This is a genomic window from Halomonas sp. BLK-85 (assembly GCF_044792155.1).
Lineage (GTDB): Bacteria > Pseudomonadota > Gammaproteobacteria > Pseudomonadales > Halomonadaceae > Vreelandella.
Window position 1 is genome coordinate 1,923,573 of record NZ_CP087731.1, and the last position, 14,767, is coordinate 1,938,339.

A 14,767-nucleotide genomic window follows, 5' to 3' on the forward strand; every position below is an offset into this window, starting at 1 on the left:
ATACCTGGCGAAAGCCCAGTAGCAAACAGACATCTGACGGTGAAGGGCGTTCAAAAACGTAATCGAACATTGTATTCTAACTCAATTCAGAATTTCTAAAACATCTATTGTCGCACGTGAGCGGGAATAAATATGCGGTCACCTCGCTACGGATGTTAATATAAAATGTTTCATTTACCGATCGGTGATCGTCAAGTGAGTCATGCCATGCCCCATGCGATACCCCCAGCTACCAGCTTGATGCGTGAAAGCGCACTGCGCACGTTACAGATAGAACAGGAAGCGATTGGTCATCTACAAGCCAAGCTTGACGAGCACTTTGACCGCGCCTGCGAACTGATCCTCGCCTGCAAAGGACGCGTTGTGGTCACGGGCATGGGCAAATCCGGACATATCGCGGGCAAGCTTGCGGCCACCCTGGCCAGCACCGGTACACCCGCCTTTTTTGTTCACCCCGGAGAAGCCAGCCACGGCGACCTTGGCATGATCACTCGCAGCGACGTCGTCATTGCCCTGTCAAACTCTGGTGAAACCAGTGAAGTGACCGCCCTGTTGCCCCTCCTCAAACGTCTGGGAGCCCCCTTGATAAGCATGACTGGGCGAGTGCATTCCACCCTGGCTCGTCACGCCGATGCCCACCTGAACAGCGGGGTTGAACGAGAAGCTTGCCCTTTGGACCTGGCACCGACCAGCTCTACAACGGCAGCGCTCGCCCTGGGCGATGCTCTTGCGGTGGCCCTGCTTGAGGCACGTGGTTTTACGGCTGAAGATTTTGCCCTTTCACATCCGGGCGGCACTCTCGGCAAGCGTTTGTTACTTTGCGTGAAGGATGTAATGCACGACGGCGAGCGTCTGCCAAGCATCCCCCTTGGGAGCCCTTTGCGGGATGCCCTGCTGGAAATTACCCTAAAGGGGCTGGGGTTTACCTGCGTGATCGATTCCCAAGGTCGGCTTGCCGGGGTTTACACCGATGGTGATTTACGCCGCACTCTGGATCACCATTACGATCTGCGAGATGTGCTGGTGGATGACGTCATGACTCGCCCTGGCAAACGCATCGCGCCCAGCATGCTGGCCGCTGAGGCAGTGCGGCTAATGGAGGAAAGCAAGATTACCGCTCTGGCAGTGGTCGATGATGAGCAGCGCCCAATCGGCGCACTTCACATGCATGACTTGCTCGTCAGTGGCGTTATCTAGCAAGCATACTTGGCAAAAATATCAACTGCCTTCTCAGATGGAGTTTTCATGAGCCAACCCGCCAACCTGGTTGATCACCTGCGCCGCGTGCGCTTATTTGCTATGGACGTCGATGGCGTACTGACCGATGGCCGGTTATATTTTCAGGCTGATGGCGTGGAGATAAAAGCCTTTCATACGCAGGATGGACAGGGTCTCAAGCTGCTTAAACGGGCCGGGTTGCATGTTGCCATCATTACCGGGCGGGATTCCCCCATGGTCAGCCAACGCGCAGCGGCACTCGGCATCCCCCACGTCTATCAAGGCTGTGAAGATAAACTTGTCACTCTCCGAAAGCTTTGCCAGCGTTTGAATCTCGAGCTCGATCAGGTCGCCTACTGCGGCGATGACCTGCCAGACCTGGCCACTATAAAGCGCTCTGGCGTCGGCATTACGGTGCCGAATGCCCCTGATTACCTGCACACTCATGCTGACTGGATCACTGAGCGGCTGGGCGGGCACGGCGCAGTTCGCGAAGTATGCGATGCCTTGCTCGATGCTCAGGGCCATTGGGGCACTGTGATAGACACTTATCTACACGGTCGCCGCTGATAATGACCGAGAGCCGCTCTTTCGTTACCTTACAACGCCTGGTTCTGGCCGGTCTCATCCTTGCGTTGGGTGGGTTGCTGGCCTGGTTCGATTGGCAAGCAGACTCAGGTCACACAATCGACCCGGACGCCAGAGCTGAAGAACCCGGACATGTGGTCGATAATGCTGTGCTCACGCTGTATGACCAGCAAGGCGATCGCCATCAGCGCCTGACGGTCAAAAAACTGACGCATACGCCCCAACGCCAGACCACTCAGCTTGAGTCTCCGCGCGCCCTACTGGTCGATAGTCAACAGCGCGAGTGGCACGCAAGTGCGCAGCAAGGCCACATCGACAATCAGGGGGAGCATCTTGTTTTACGCGGCAATGTCCGCCTAAGGGAGCCTCAGGAAACCTGGCTGCTGACCACACAGCGGCTTGATTATCACAGCGCAGAAGCGCACGCCTTCAGCAACCGCCCTGTCATGCTGGAACAACCGCCTCAATCCATTCAGGCTCAACGAATGGATTTATGGCTTAACGAAGACCGCATGCAGCTGGCGGGCCAGGTGCGTGGTTATCACCCGACCGAGATGGCACCTTAAAGGAGTATTACCCGATGAATATCCCTGCCTTGACCACTCGTGTGTTTTTCAGCCTCTTGCTCAGTGCGGCCAGTTTTCAGGTGCTGTATGCCGCCCCTGGCGATCCTGTTGAAGTAGAAGCCGACCAGCTCGATATCGACCAGAACGCAGGCACCGCCGTTTACACTGGCGATGTGCGCATACGCCAGGGTGATCTGCGTATAGACGGCACTCGAGTAGAAATTCAGCGTAACGCCAATGGCGAACTGTCCAGAGCAATTGCCACGGGTGACCGCGCCTATATCCGTAATCGTTTCGAAGGCCGGAAAGAGATTACCGAAGGCAAGGCCAAACGCATCACTTACCATGTCGCGGAACGCCGGGTGGTGCTGACAGATCGCGCTGAACTCAGTCAGGGAGACGACCGTTTCACCGGCGGCCAGTTGGAATATTTCATCGATCGGGGTGTCATTCAGGCCCGATCGGATGTCGAAGGCAGTGAAAACCAACGCATTCGCATGATCTTGCAACCTGAGCAGCAGTAGGAGCCTTCAGTGTCTTTCGATGACGTCACGGCTGCAGTACTGAGCCCACCCGGCAAAACACTTTCAGCACGCCACCTGGCCAAAAGCTATAAGCGACGCCGAGTTGTCAAGGATATCAATCTTGATATTGCCCAAGGCAGCATCGTTGGGCTTCTTGGCCCCAATGGCGCAGGCAAGACCACATCTTTCTACATGATTGTCGGGTTGGTTAAAGCCGATGCTGGCAAGGTATATATCGATGACCTGAATCTTAGCCGGGCACCCATGCATGAACGCGCCATTGCCGGGATCGGCTATCTGCCTCAGGAAGCCTCCATTTTTCGCAAACTGAGCGTCGCTGACAACATCATGGCGATTCTGGAGACCCGCCAGGGGCTTTCCCGCAACGAACGTAAAGATCATCTCGAGAAACTGCTCGAGGACTTTCATATCACTCACATTCGCGACAACCTTGGCATGAGCCTGTCCGGCGGTGAAAGGCGTCGCGTTGAAATTGCCCGCTCGCTGGCCACTGATCCGCTTTTCATCCTGCTTGATGAACCTTTTGCCGGGGTTGACCCAATTTCTGTTGGTGATATCAAGACCATCATCCGTGCACTCAAGGCACGCCACATTGGCGTATTGATTACTGATCACAATGTCCGGGAAACCTTGGATATCTGTGATACCGCCTATATCGTCGGCGACGGCCACATCATTGCCAGCGGCTCCCCCGATACGATTCTGGACAATCAGCAAGTCCGGGATATCTATCTTGGCGAGGACTTTAAACTGTGATGTCAGTCGTCGCCCAGACTGTTAGTCATCACATTCACAGGTAATTTTTTTCGATGGCATGCTTATTGCTGCTTGCGCCTGAAAGCCGGTGGTTTTAGGGTAAAGCTTTATATGCCACGGGTGGTTCACGAATGGTCATGAAAGCGTCCCTTCAACTGCGTCTTGGCACTCAACTGACGATGACTCCCCAGTTGCAACAGGCAATCGCCCTGCTGCAGCTGTCGACTCTGGATCTTCGTCAGGAAATCCAGAACGCACTGGATGCCAATCCTTTACTGGAACAGGAAGAAGAGTTTGGCGAGCACGCCAGCCAGGAAGACAAGGAAGCTGACTGGTCAGAGGATATTCCCAGCGAACTCTCGGTCGATAGTGACTGGTCAGACACATACCAGGATTCATTCGGTTCAGGCAGCCCTGGCCAGGAAGGCCCCGACTTTGAGCGTGACACGGCAGTACAAAGCCTGCACGGACATCTTTTGTGGCAACTTGCCATGACAGATATCAGCCCCCGTGAACACATTATCGCCGAAACCCTGATTGATGCGGTGGATAACAATGGCTACCTGTCACTGACGTTAAGCGAGATTCGTGAAAGTCTGCAGATGACTGCCCATGAAGGTATACAGCAACGTGAAATCGAGAGCGTCCTGTTACGCCTACAACAGTTTGAGCCTACTGGCGTATTTGCCCGCGATTTACGTGAGTGCCTGATGCTACAGCTGGCAGCGCTACCCGACACGACGCCATTGCTTGTTGCGGCCAAACGCCTGGTCAGGCAGTTTCTGGAAATACTCGGCAAACATGATAGCCGCACTCTGAAACGCCGCCTTAATCTGGACGACGACCAACTCAGCGAAGTGATTGGCCTGATACGAAGTCTGGATCCTCGTCCGGGCAGCACCTTTGGTAGCACCGCCAGCGGTTATGTCACACCCGATCTGGTGGTGCATCATGATCATCAGGGTTGGCACCTGACGCTTAATCCTGATGCCATTCCTCGACTACGCATACAACCGGAATATGCCAGCCTGATCAAGCGTGCTGACAAAAGTGAAGATAACCAGTTCCTCAAGGATCATCTTCAGGAGGCGCGCTGGTTGATCAAAAGTCTGGCCAGCCGCAACGACACCTTGCTGCGTGTCGGCCAGGAAATCATTGTTCGCCAGATAGGCTTTCTGGAACAGGGCGAAGAAGCCATGAAACCGCTGATTCTTGCGGATATTGCCAGCGCCGTGGATATGCACGAATCGACCATATCCCGCGTCACCACCCAGAAGTTCATTCATACCCCGCGCGGAGTATTCGAGCTCAAGTACTTTTTCTCAAGCCACGTCAGCAATCAGGACGGAGACCATCACTCAAGCACTGCCATTCGGGCACGGATCAAAAAACTGATCCAGGAAGAGCCGGCTCATAAACCGCTATCCGACAGCCGTCTGGTGACGCTGTTGAATAAGGATGGCGTAAGCGTGGCGCGACGCACCGTGGCCAAATACCGTGAAGCCATGGGCATTCCGTCTTCCAGCGAACGCCGCCATCTGAGCTGACTCCTCAACGGCTATATGGCAACCGGCTCAATCGTTTTGTCAAGAAGTGGCTGAGTTCAAAGGAAACTTGCCCCAAAGGGCTTTGCTTCATAAAAAAAAGGGTTACAATCAAAGATCAGTCCGATGAAAGGAGTACGTCAATGCAAGTCAACATTACCGGCCATCACGTAGAATTGACCGACGCCCTGCGCGACTATGTCAACGAGAAGCTCACTCGGGTAGAGCGCCATTACGATAATATCACTACGGTTCAGGTCACTCTGTCGGTAGAGAAAGAGCGTCAGCAAGCTGCCTGTACGCTGCACGCTTCCGGCGCAGACTTGCATGCTGAAGCTACGGATGTCGATATGTATGCTGCTATCGATGCCCTGGCAGACAAGATTGACCGTCAGCTGGTTAAACACAAGGAAAAAGCCCAAGCACGCGCCCAAGGCGCAGGTGTGCGGTAAACCAATGACATTGGAAACCATCCTGCCTCCGGAGCGCGTTCTCTATGATGTGCCTGGGGGCAGCAAAAAACGGGTGCTGGAATTTTTCAGCACCTTTATTGCCCAGAACACCCCCAGCCTCGACAGCCAGGAGGTATTTGGCCGTCTGATCAATCGGGAGCGCCTGGGCAGTACCGGTATCGGCAATGGTGTGGCCATCCCGCATGCCCGTAGCCCACACTGCTCAACCCCGATTGGCAGCTTTCTGAAACTTTCTGAAGCGGTTGATTTTGATGCGATCGATGGCGAACCGGTCGATCTGGTATTTGTGCTTTTGGTACCCGAACAAGCAGATGACACCCATCTTGCGCTGCTCGGTCAGGTAGCCACTATCATGAATGACGCAAACGTTCGGGCTCAACTTCGCAAGGCAGGTAGTCAGCGGGAACTACTTGACCTGATCAGTGAGAAAATACGCGATAGCGCCTTCTGATCCAGATGCTTCCAGTACACCCGAAACACTTTCAGGGTGTCCCCATGCAAGAGAGACGCTATGCAACTGGTCATTATCAGCGGCCGTTCCGGCTCAGGAAAATCCATTGCCCTGCAAGCGTTGGAAGACCTTGGTTATTACGCCATTGATAATCTTCCAGCGATGCTTCTGGCTTCTTTGGTTGATGAACTACGCGACCAGGGGGAGCAGTCACGCCTGGCCGTCAGCATTGATGCCCGGAATCTGCCCGGGGCCCTTGAAAAACTCCCCAGACTGCTCACTGAACTGCATCAACGCGACATTCATTTTCAGATTGTCTACCTGACCACAGACGCACGCATCCTGCTTGAGCGCTATTCGGCAACCCGCCGCCGTCATCCGCTGACCCGCCATAGTGATCTCACCCTTGAGGAAGCCATCAGCAAGGAAGAAAACACGCTGAGTGCTGTGCGCGATCTTGCCGACCTGACGATTGATACCTCCCGGATGACCGCTCATGATCTGCGTAGCCGGATCACTGACCAGGTGGCGCTGCACAAGAGCGACAAACTGACGATCACCTTTGAATCTTTTGGCTACAAGCGCGGCGTTCCACTGGATGCCGACCTGGTGTTTGATGTGCGTTGCCTGCCGAACCCTTATTGGGATCCGATGCTACGCGAATCCACCGGACGCGACAGCGATGTTCAGGCATTCCTTAATGATTACCCGATTGTCAAAGCAATGGGCGACGATATTCATGCCTGGATCAGTCGCTGGCTCCCCGCCTACCAGAGTAGCCAACGCAGCTATATGACCATTGCCATCGGTTGTACAGGCGGGCAGCATAGGTCGGTGTATACCGTAGAGCAATTGGCTCAACGCATGGCTGACAATGGCATTGAAACCCATATTCGACACCGGGAACTGGGACTGACGTACTCAACAACGACAGGTGCAAAGATGGCGGATAGCAACACTGCCCAATGAGCCGACCGCCGACACCGCTTGGAAAAAGGAACCAGGGTGCCTGAAAGAACACTGACATTGACCAATAAGCGTGGCCTACATGCCCGCGCCGCCACCAAGCTCGTCACTTGCTGCCAGGCATTTGATGCCTGCATCAAGGTAAGCAAAGGGACTCAAGAGGCAGATGCCAGCAATATCATGGCGCTGCTCATGCTCGCCGCCCCCTGTGGCACTCAACTGGAGTTCAAGGCCGAAGGGAGCGAAGCGGAGCGGGCACTGGAAGCCATAGAGGCTTTGCTCGATGCCCGCTTCGATGAAGATATCTGATAGCCAGGCCTGGTCCATCAGTCACCCGCCACCGTCATACTGTCAACCAACCAACTGCCCGTGTGAATACTGCCTCGCGTATCGGTATCATTACCTACTGCCACCAGCCCGCTGAACATGGTGTTCAGATTACCTGCAATGGTGAATTCTTCCACCGGGTATTGAATCTGACCATCTTCAATCCAGAAACCGGCCGCTCCTCGGGAATAGTCGCCCGTCACACCATTCACGCCCTGGCCCATCAGTTCTGTTACCCAGACACCACGATCCATTTCCTTGAGCAGATCTTCGAATGAGCGCAACGGAGCCGCCAGACGCAAATTACGCGCCCCTCCAGCATTCCCCGTGGTCTGCATACTCAAGCGGCGTGCGCTGTAGGACGACAGCATATAGCTGGCAACCTGGCCATCCACAATAAAACGATTATTGCGCGTCTGTACGCCTTCACCGTCAAAGGGTGAACTCGCCGCGGCGCCCACTTCCATGGGACGTTCTTCAAGGTTGAACCATGCAGGGAAAAGCGGTGTACCGAGTCGATCACACAGGAAAGACGCTTCTCGATACAGGGCACCGCCGGCCAGAGCCCCCATCAGATGACCGACCAGCCCACTGGCCAGCATCGGATCAAACAGCACCGGAAAACTGCCGGTTTTAGGCCGCTGCGCGCCCAGACGGCGCAGAGTGCGCCGAGCCGCTTCCTCGCCCACTCCACCCGGAGATCTAAGCGCCTGGGGGTCGCGCGCCGAGGTATAGTCGTAATCGCGCTGCATGCCCTTATCATCTTCGGCAATCAACATACACGAGAGAGAATGGCGACTGCCCTTCTGGGTCCCCAGAAACCCATGACTGTTGGCATACACCCGCACACCTTCACCCGTAGACAGCGAGGCGCCGTCGGACTTGGTAATGCCCGGACAATCACGCCCCGCACGTTCGCATTCGAGGGCAATGGCAGTGGCTTCCTCGGTGCTCAGCTTCCATGGATAGTGTACTTTAAGATCAGGTAGCTCGCGCGCCATCAGTTCAGCTTCGGCAAGCCCCGCCGCGGGATCTTCACCGGTGTAGCGGGCAATCGACAGGGCTTTTTCAACCGTTGCGCGGATGGATTCAGCCCCCGCATCGGTTGATGATGCGCTGCCTTTGCGCTGGCCCACATAAACGGTAACGGCGATACCTTGATCCCGGGACAACTCTACTGTTTCGACTTCACCCAGACGCACGCTAACGCCAACGCCCTGATCGACACTAGCGCCAACTTCAGCACTGTCTGCCCCAAGCTGTCTGGCAAGCTGCAGTGCCTGTTCAGCCCGTGAAGCGAGCAGCGCTTGCTGTGCGTTTGCCTCAAATGCCTGTGCCATACTGTCTCCTTTACCTTATCTCGATAGGCGAGATAACCTGTTATTTCAAAACGGGCTGTTATAATGCCGTTTCTAAAATCCACGTTGTGAATGACTCATGCCCAAAAAACGTCCGCAGCACGATGAAATTGATGACCAGCCCGTTGTGCCCAGTAAATCGCAGCTCAAGCGGGAAATGCACGCTCTCCAGCAGTTAGGCGAAGCCCTGATTGCCATGACGCCGGCTGAGCGCAGCCGCTTTCCATTATCTGATGATCTGCTTAGGGCCATTGATGAGACCGCGCGTATTCGCTCCCATGAAGGGCGCCGGCGCCATATGCAATACGTGGGCAAGCTGATGCGCAAGGAAGACCTTGACGCCATACGGGCACAGTTCGATGCCATCGAGAATGAGCGTGAACTGCGCGATCATGCTTTCCATCGTCTTGAAAAATGGCGTGACCGGCTGATTGAAGAAGGCGACGCAGCGGTTGACCTCTTCCTTGACGATTACCCTGCCGCTGATCGCCAGACACTGCGCCAGCTGGTGCGCAATGCACAGCGTGAGCGAGAACAGTCAAAACCCCCTACCAGTGCCCGTAAGCTGTTCAAGCACCTGCGCGAGGCAGCAGCCCTCTAGAACCGGCACTATCAGTGCTTTTCATGCGTCGCAAGCTGGTACCTTGTGGTCATCATGAACGGCTAAGGCGGCCATCAGGACTGAGTGCCGCCGACGGTCAGCTCATCAAGCTTGATGGTAGGTTGCCCCACACCGACTGGCACGCCCTGACCTTCCTTGCCGCAGACGCCAATGCCCGGGTCGATTTCCATATCATGCCCCACCATGGAAACATGCTGCATGGCTTCTGGCCCGTTACCAATCAGGGTAGCCCCTTTTACCGGCGCGGTAATCTTGCCATCCTCGACCAGATAAGCTTCGTTGGCAGAAAAGACAAATTTGCCGGAGGTGATATCGACCTGTCCTCCTCCGAAGCTGACCGCATAGATACCGCGTTTGACCGAGGATATGATGTCATCGGGACTCTCCTGACCGGCGAGCATCACGGTATTGGTCATCCTTGGCATAGGCAGATGGGCAAAGGATTCACGCCGCGCGTTGCCGGTAGGCATCATACCCATCAAGCGGGCATTCAGCTTGTCCTGCATGTAGCCGGTCAGGATGCCGTCCTCGATAAGCATGGTACTCTGGCCTGGGGTACCTTCATCATCTACGCTAAGCGACCCTCGAGAATCAGCCAGGGTTGCATCATCGACGACTGTGACACCTCGCGCCGCAACACGCTGACCCATTTTACCGGCAAAGGCCGAACTACCCTTACGATTGAAGTCGCCTTCCAGCCCATGGCCGACGGCTTCGTGAAGCAGGATACCTGGCCAACCGGCGCCCAAGACCACGGGCATCTGTCCTGCCGGCGCATCAACGGCCTCAGTGTTTACCAGCGCCTGACGAACTGCCTCCTTGGCGAAACGTTCAGCGACATTGTCATCCCGTAGCCTGGCCATTGAGTAACGTCCACCTCCCCCTGCGCTACCGCGTTCACGACGGCCATTCTTACTGACAATCACACTGACATTGAAACGTACCAGCGGGCGAATGTCGGCTGCCAGGGTGCCGTCGCTGGCTCGCACCAGAACCACCTCATAGGTACCAGAAAGCGATGCGCTTACCTGAATAACACCGGGATCTGCCGCACGGGCAATGCGATCGGCCTGGTTGAGCATTGCCACCTTTTCATCGGCGCTCAAGCCGGCAAGCGGATCAATGGCGGCATAGAACGGCATGGCAGTAACGATCGACATCGCTTGCCCGGGCAGCTGTTGACCGCTGCGCACAATACCAGCGGCTGTTTTACCGGTATCCACCAGCGCATCCGCGGTAATCTGGTTGGAATAGGCAAAACCGGTTTTTTCACCCGCCAATGCTCGCACGCCCACTCCGCCGTCAATGTTGTAGCTGGCTTCCTTGACTTTACCGTCTTCCAGCATCCAACCTTCTTCCCAGATGCGCTGAAAATACAGATCGGCATAATCAATGCCAGCACCCATGGCGTGGCCAAGCCCCACATCCAGGGCATCAATATCCAGGCCGCCTGGTGTCAGCAAAACCGAGACAGCCTGATCAAGATCAGAAGCATAGTGCGTCATTGAGAACCTTTTCGAATTACTTGCGGTGCGGCCCAAGGGCCCTGAATAAGATAATTGAGCGTTGTCACTTCTCCCAGCGTATCACCGAACAAGGAGTGTGCAAGCAGCAGTGCGCCTCCCACCACGGGAGCCCCTACCGCCAGTGCGGCAATGGGCAGGCCCTGACTGATAGGCAATGCAATCGACAGACGCTGGTCAAGCTCTCGGCTGAGCAAATCGGCACTCCCGGTGATACGGATCTGGGTCGCGGGGGCATCGATGATTAACGGGCCTTCAAGACGCAGGTGGCCATTATCCACATTGGCGCTGCCGTAAACTCGGTCAAAAGCAGTGCCTTTACCCGTTAGATCGGAGAAATCCAGGCGCAGACGACGCAGAATGTTGTCCATGTTCAACAGACCGACCAGCCGGGCAGTCGTCGAGTTCAAACTGACAAAACGACCGTCGCGTACATCGGTTGTCAGGCGTCCGTCAGCACGCAGCAGGGAAAACTGCCAGGGAGCACCAGGCCAGTTCAGATCAGCCTGTAGATCAGCGCTGTGGCTGCGCATGACCACCGGCTGGCCAAGGCGTTCGAGTGCTGTCCCCACATCGCCGCCCTGAATCGTCACGTCAGCCTTGGTCGAACTGCGGGCTGATGAGCCCGTCCACTCTAGCTCACCACGCATCGATAACTGGCCCAACGTAAGGCCTACCGGGGCGAGCGTAAAGCGTTCACCCTGAGTTTGCCAGTAGGCCGTCATCGGCCCTAGACGCTGCCCGACAACCCCCAGTTCGGCCAGACGGAGACGCCCATCCGGCAGTCTGGAAAGCCACTCGGGGATCCCTGACAAATGTGGCTTTTGGGTTTGCACCTCGTCCCACCAGGCGTCCGGCTGCACCAATCGCTGATCCTCCAGCGGCGATGTGGGCATATCCAACAAGGTATCCAGATCGATATGGTCAACCATTATATCCAACGGGTTCTGAGCCAGCGGACGGTAGTAACCCCGGCCTGACAACACCTCCCCATCCACGTCCAGATGGATGCCGTCAGCGGTTTGCGCGCCGCTGGCTGACAAGCGGCCCAGGCAGATTTCGTGCCACATAAGGCAAGCAGTATTCAAGGAAAGCTGCCAGTCAGGCAATGCGGCCGACGGCTCAGCAGCTGAAGACGAGCCATGCCGCAGTGGTGCCAACGCTGACTGCCAAGCTAACACGTCCAGGCGCTCAAGATCCGCATGCAGTTGCCAGCCCGGCTTAGAAGGCCACTCAGAACTATCAGCTGCATTACCTAACTGCAGCTTGGCCGCCATCTGACCGTTGACCGGCTGGCTGCGCCAATGCGCGCGTCCATTCAGGTCGCTTTCAATCCGCCCGTTGGACATATCGACGTCCAGTGTCCAGGGCCAATCATCGCGAGCTGACTTGGCAAATGGCGCTGGCAGGTCTATACGAACACCCTCCAGGGCACTTTCAACCTTGAGCCTGGGCTGCTCGCGCCAGTCCAGCTGGCCTCGCCAAGGCGTAGTGCCCGAGAGCCATGGCAACTGTGCTTCAGCGTTCATTCGCGCCAGCAATGCCGAGACCCCCAACTGCCCTTCAAGCACCACCTGACGATCAGCCTCGAGTGATGCATTCACCGGGCCGTCCAGCCAGCGCCCAGACAGGTTGCCCAGCAACTCTCTTGGCTGGCCTGCGGCCTGCTGCCAGTTCAGCTCACCGCCTATATTCTTGAAACTCAGTTGATGGGGAAGATAGGTCACTTCACGTATATCGGGGGTGATACGCACTGCCAGATCAAGTTGCTCTGGGGCCTTGATGGGCAGCCCCAGATCAAGCTCTGCTGCCAGCCGCCCGTCAGCGCGAATATCATTCAGCTGACCATTGTCGAGCAACGGCGATTTAGAAAGAAACTGCTGCAGGGACGCCATATCGCTGCCCAGCTGGCCATTCACCTCTAACCGTCCATCCTGCATCCTGACCTCACCCTGGTGGACCTCAATCCCCTGACTGAAGGCCTGCCGAACCTGAGCACTCAGCCCCTCTTCCGGGCGCCAGCTCAGCGTTCCTGCGATATCGGTCAGCCGGGGCCAGTCAGGTAAAAGGGGCAGGCTTGCCTGACGGATATCCAGATCTACGATCGCCGTTGGCGTCGTCTCAAACCCTGACGCTCCGAGCGGCAGGCCAACCTGAATACTGCCCTGGTCGACGACCCCATTGACGCCGGACAGCCATTCGCGCAGGTCAGCATCAATGACTGAGACGGGTAACCACTCATCCAGAGGACGGTTAACCGCGTCCACATCGCTAAAGGCCAGATCCAGACCAAAGCGCCCCTGCTCTTTGGTATTCACCAGACCGAAACCACCACTTACCTCGGCATCATTCCAACTGACCTTTAGCTGTTTTCCACTGACCAGTGCCGTCGGACCATCGTAAACCCATTGAATCTCGCCTTCTGCGTGGTCTAGATCAAGCGGTGCAGGAAACAGTTCAGGCAGGCCTAGCGTACTTTTCTCCTCGCTTGAAAAAAGTACCCGGCCACGAACATCGCGTGCCTGCACCCAGGCATCAAAGGGCCCACCACCGGGTGCCTGCTGCCACGGAGACGCCATCAGGCGACTGATGGCGGCATCCACACGCCATTCACCATTCCGCTGACCCAGACGCAGGCCATCTACCTGACCGCGTGGATTAAGGGTGCGCAGTGCCCGGGTCACTGATTCAGGCAACAACATATAGTCCCGCCAGGCCGCCAGAGACGAGAGTTCAAACTCACTGGTCAACAGCTCCCAACGACCGGGCTGATGCGTAAATTGCCAGTGACGTGGCAATGCCGGGCCTTGTCCAACGGCCTCAGGTTGCGCCCACTCAACACTTTCAGCATCGCCGCTCAGCCAGGCCTTGCCGCCTTTGCCCTCGCGCTGCCAGATACTCCTGGCCTGGACATTGCTCAGTACGGCGCTTTGCTGATCCTGCTTTAGCGTCAGACGCGGCATGTCCAACCCCAGCCGTGCTTCCTGCAGTGTTGCTGATTGCCAGCGTCCCCAAAGCTGAACCTCGCCGCCGGCGTCGGTAAATTGAGGCGTATCTTCTGGCTGCAGAATGCTGGCCAGCAGGGCCAGATGATCAAGCTGCATATCCAGTTGCATGGCGGCAGAAAAATCACGCAAGCCCTGACTGCCCGGCTGAACCTCGGCACGCAGATGGGCCGCTGACAAGGAGGAATCCTGCACCTGACGCCCAGGGGTATCGATATTGACCCGCCCTTGCAGGCGCGTGCGGCGTTGATCACCGGAAAGGCTGAGCAAGGGAGCGTGCAAGGTTAGTTGCTCACGGACACCGTGGAGTACGATGCGCGAATCCTCCACCTGAATTTGCTGGCGTAGAATCATGCCGACCCAGGCATCAATCACTGCCAGGTCAATAGTCGGCTCTGCCCCCAGAGCCAGTGGCAGCTTGGCCGGTTTGGGCCACTCCCAGGCCATACCCGATGCCTGGTAAAGATGCACTGCAAAACCTTGCATATAAGCATCATTGAATACCGGCGTCAGGGTTTTCAGCGTTTGCCAGCTGTCCAACCGCAAGTGTAATTCATCCAGCGCAAACAACCGCTCCCCTGCCGGGGTGATGGCGCTCACACTGCTCAGCGTCAGGGAAGGATCATTACCGCTCAGCGATAACCCCAGGCGCTGGATATCGACCGGCGCGCCAAGGCGGCTTTCAAGCAGGCTTTCCACATGGGGTTCCAGCCACCCCGCCTGGCTCATGGCCAGGCGGAGCATCATCAGTAATCCGGCCAGAATGCCAAGGCAAGACGCCAGGAAGAAAACAAGCCATTTGCGCAAGACATGAAAACTCATCTG

The 14,767-nt window shown here is 56.3% G+C and carries 14 protein-coding genes; 11 read left to right on the forward strand and 3 right to left on the reverse strand.

Features of this window, described 5'->3' with window-relative positions; translation table 11 throughout:
• Positions 1 to 207: 207 nt before the first annotated feature.
• The 10 genes from LL947_RS08680 to LL947_RS08725 all read left to right on the forward strand — a co-directional run bounded on the left by LL947_RS08680 (position 208) and on the right by LL947_RS08725 (position 7,416).
• Positions 208 to 1,197, forward strand: a complete 990-nt coding sequence (locus LL947_RS08680) for a KpsF/GutQ family sugar-phosphate isomerase (RefSeq protein WP_499834401.1) — start codon at positions 208 to 210, stop codon at positions 1,195 to 1,197.
• Positions 1,198 to 1,245: 48 nt separating this feature from the next.
• Positions 1,246 to 1,788, forward strand: coding sequence for a KdsC family phosphatase (locus LL947_RS08685; RefSeq protein WP_290820435.1), 543 nt, complete (start codon positions 1,246 to 1,248; stop codon positions 1,786 to 1,788).
• Between the two features lie 2 nt (positions 1,789 to 1,790).
• A complete protein-coding gene (gene lptC, locus LL947_RS08690) occupies positions 1,791 to 2,372 on the forward strand; it encodes an LPS export ABC transporter periplasmic protein LptC (RefSeq protein WP_290820433.1) in 582 nt (193 codons plus the stop codon).
• Between the two features lie 14 nt (positions 2,373 to 2,386).
• The gene (gene lptA / locus LL947_RS08695) at positions 2,387 to 2,896 is read left to right on the forward strand and encodes a lipopolysaccharide transport periplasmic protein LptA (protein ID WP_499832947.1); all 510 of its coding nucleotides are present in this window, start codon (positions 2,387 to 2,389) and stop codon (positions 2,894 to 2,896) included.
• Between the two features lie 9 nt (positions 2,897 to 2,905).
• Positions 2,906 to 3,673 carry an LPS export ABC transporter ATP-binding protein gene (gene lptB, locus LL947_RS08700; protein ID WP_290820429.1) on the forward strand — a complete coding sequence of 256 codons (768 nt, stop codon included), beginning with the start codon at positions 2,906 to 2,908 and terminating at the stop codon, positions 3,671 to 3,673.
• Between the two features lie 131 nt (positions 3,674 to 3,804).
• Complete coding sequence (locus tag LL947_RS08705; protein WP_404413463.1) at positions 3,805 to 5,220, forward strand: RNA polymerase factor sigma-54; 1,416 nt, start codon at positions 3,805 to 3,807, stop codon at positions 5,218 to 5,220.
• A gap of 140 nt (positions 5,221 to 5,360) precedes the next feature.
• Positions 5,361 to 5,669 (forward strand): ribosome hibernation-promoting factor, HPF/YfiA family, encoded by a 309-nt coding sequence (gene hpf, locus LL947_RS08710; RefSeq protein ID WP_290820425.1) that lies wholly within the window; start codon positions 5,361 to 5,363, stop codon positions 5,667 to 5,669.
• Positions 5,670 to 5,673: 4 nt separating this feature from the next.
• A complete protein-coding gene (gene ptsN, locus LL947_RS08715) occupies positions 5,674 to 6,141 on the forward strand; it encodes a PTS IIA-like nitrogen regulatory protein PtsN (RefSeq protein WP_290820423.1) in 468 nt (155 codons plus the stop codon).
• Positions 6,142 to 6,201: 60 nt separating this feature from the next.
• Positions 6,202 to 7,110 (forward strand): RNase adapter RapZ, encoded by a 909-nt coding sequence (rapZ, locus tag LL947_RS08720; protein ID WP_404413464.1) that lies wholly within the window; start codon positions 6,202 to 6,204, stop codon positions 7,108 to 7,110.
• A 36-nt stretch (positions 7,111 to 7,146) separates the two neighbouring features.
• Positions 7,147 to 7,416, forward strand: a complete 270-nt coding sequence (locus tag LL947_RS08725) for an HPr family phosphocarrier protein (protein WP_290820419.1) — start codon at positions 7,147 to 7,149, stop codon at positions 7,414 to 7,416.
• Between the two features lie 17 nt (positions 7,417 to 7,433).
• Here LL947_RS08725 and pmbA read toward each other — a convergent pair whose 3' ends face one another.
• A complete protein-coding gene (gene pmbA, locus LL947_RS08730; RefSeq protein WP_499832948.1) occupies positions 7,434 to 8,774 on the reverse strand; it encodes a metalloprotease PmbA in 1,341 nt (446 codons plus the stop codon).
• A gap of 97 nt (positions 8,775 to 8,871) precedes the next feature.
• Between pmbA and yjgA the strand changes: the two genes are divergently transcribed.
• On the forward strand, positions 8,872 to 9,393 hold the full coding sequence (yjgA, locus tag LL947_RS08735; protein WP_499832949.1) for a ribosome biogenesis factor YjgA: 522 nt from the start codon (positions 8,872 to 8,874) through the stop codon (positions 9,391 to 9,393).
• Between the two features lie 74 nt (positions 9,394 to 9,467).
• Here the strand turns inward: yjgA and tldD are convergent, their stop codons facing one another.
• Both tldD and LL947_RS08745 read right to left on the reverse strand, forming a co-directional pair.
• On the reverse strand, positions 9,468 to 10,919 hold the full coding sequence (gene tldD, locus LL947_RS08740) for a metalloprotease TldD (protein WP_499832950.1): 1,452 nt from the start codon (positions 10,917 to 10,919) through the stop codon (positions 9,468 to 9,470).
• Complete coding sequence (locus LL947_RS08745) at positions 10,916 to 14,764, reverse strand: YhdP family phospholipid transporter (RefSeq protein ID WP_499832951.1); 3,849 nt, start codon at positions 14,762 to 14,764, stop codon at positions 10,916 to 10,918. The genes tldD and LL947_RS08745 overlap by 4 nt, the downstream gene beginning before the upstream one ends.
• Between the last annotated feature and the right edge of the window lie 3 nt (positions 14,765 to 14,767).

Bases quoted from the DNA above. Each gene is read 5' to 3' on its own strand.
- LL947_RS08680 (WP_499834401.1), top strand. From the start codon at position 208: ATGCCCCATGCGATACCCCCAGCTACCAGCTTGATGCGTGAAAGCGCA.
- LL947_RS08685 (WP_290820435.1), top strand. From the start codon at position 1,246: ATGAGCCAACCCGCCAACCTGGTTGATCACCTGCGCCGCGTGCGCTTA.
- lptC (WP_290820433.1), top strand. From the start codon at position 1,791: ATGACCGAGAGCCGCTCTTTCGTTACCTTACAACGCCTGGTTCTGGCC.
- lptA (WP_499832947.1), top strand. From the start codon at position 2,387: ATGAATATCCCTGCCTTGACCACTCGTGTGTTTTTCAGCCTCTTGCTC.
- LL947_RS08705 (WP_404413463.1), top strand. From the start codon at position 3,805: ATGGTCATGAAAGCGTCCCTTCAACTGCGTCTTGGCACTCAACTGACG.
- hpf (WP_290820425.1), top strand. From the start codon at position 5,361: ATGCAAGTCAACATTACCGGCCATCACGTAGAATTGACCGACGCCCTG.
- ptsN (WP_290820423.1), top strand. From the start codon at position 5,674: ATGACATTGGAAACCATCCTGCCTCCGGAGCGCGTTCTCTATGATGTG.
- rapZ (WP_404413464.1), top strand. From the start codon at position 6,202: ATGCAACTGGTCATTATCAGCGGCCGTTCCGGCTCAGGAAAATCCATT.
- pmbA (WP_499832948.1), bottom strand. From the start codon at position 8,774: ATGGCACAGGCATTTGAGGCAAACGCACAGCAAGCGCTGCTCGCTTCA.
- yjgA (WP_499832949.1), top strand. From the start codon at position 8,872: ATGCCCAAAAAACGTCCGCAGCACGATGAAATTGATGACCAGCCCGTT.
- tldD (WP_499832950.1), bottom strand. From the start codon at position 10,919: ATGACGCACTATGCTTCTGATCTTGATCAGGCTGTCTCGGTTTTGCTG.
- LL947_RS08745 (WP_499832951.1), bottom strand. From the start codon at position 14,764: ATGAGTTTTCATGTCTTGCGCAAATGGCTTGTTTTCTTCCTGGCGTCT.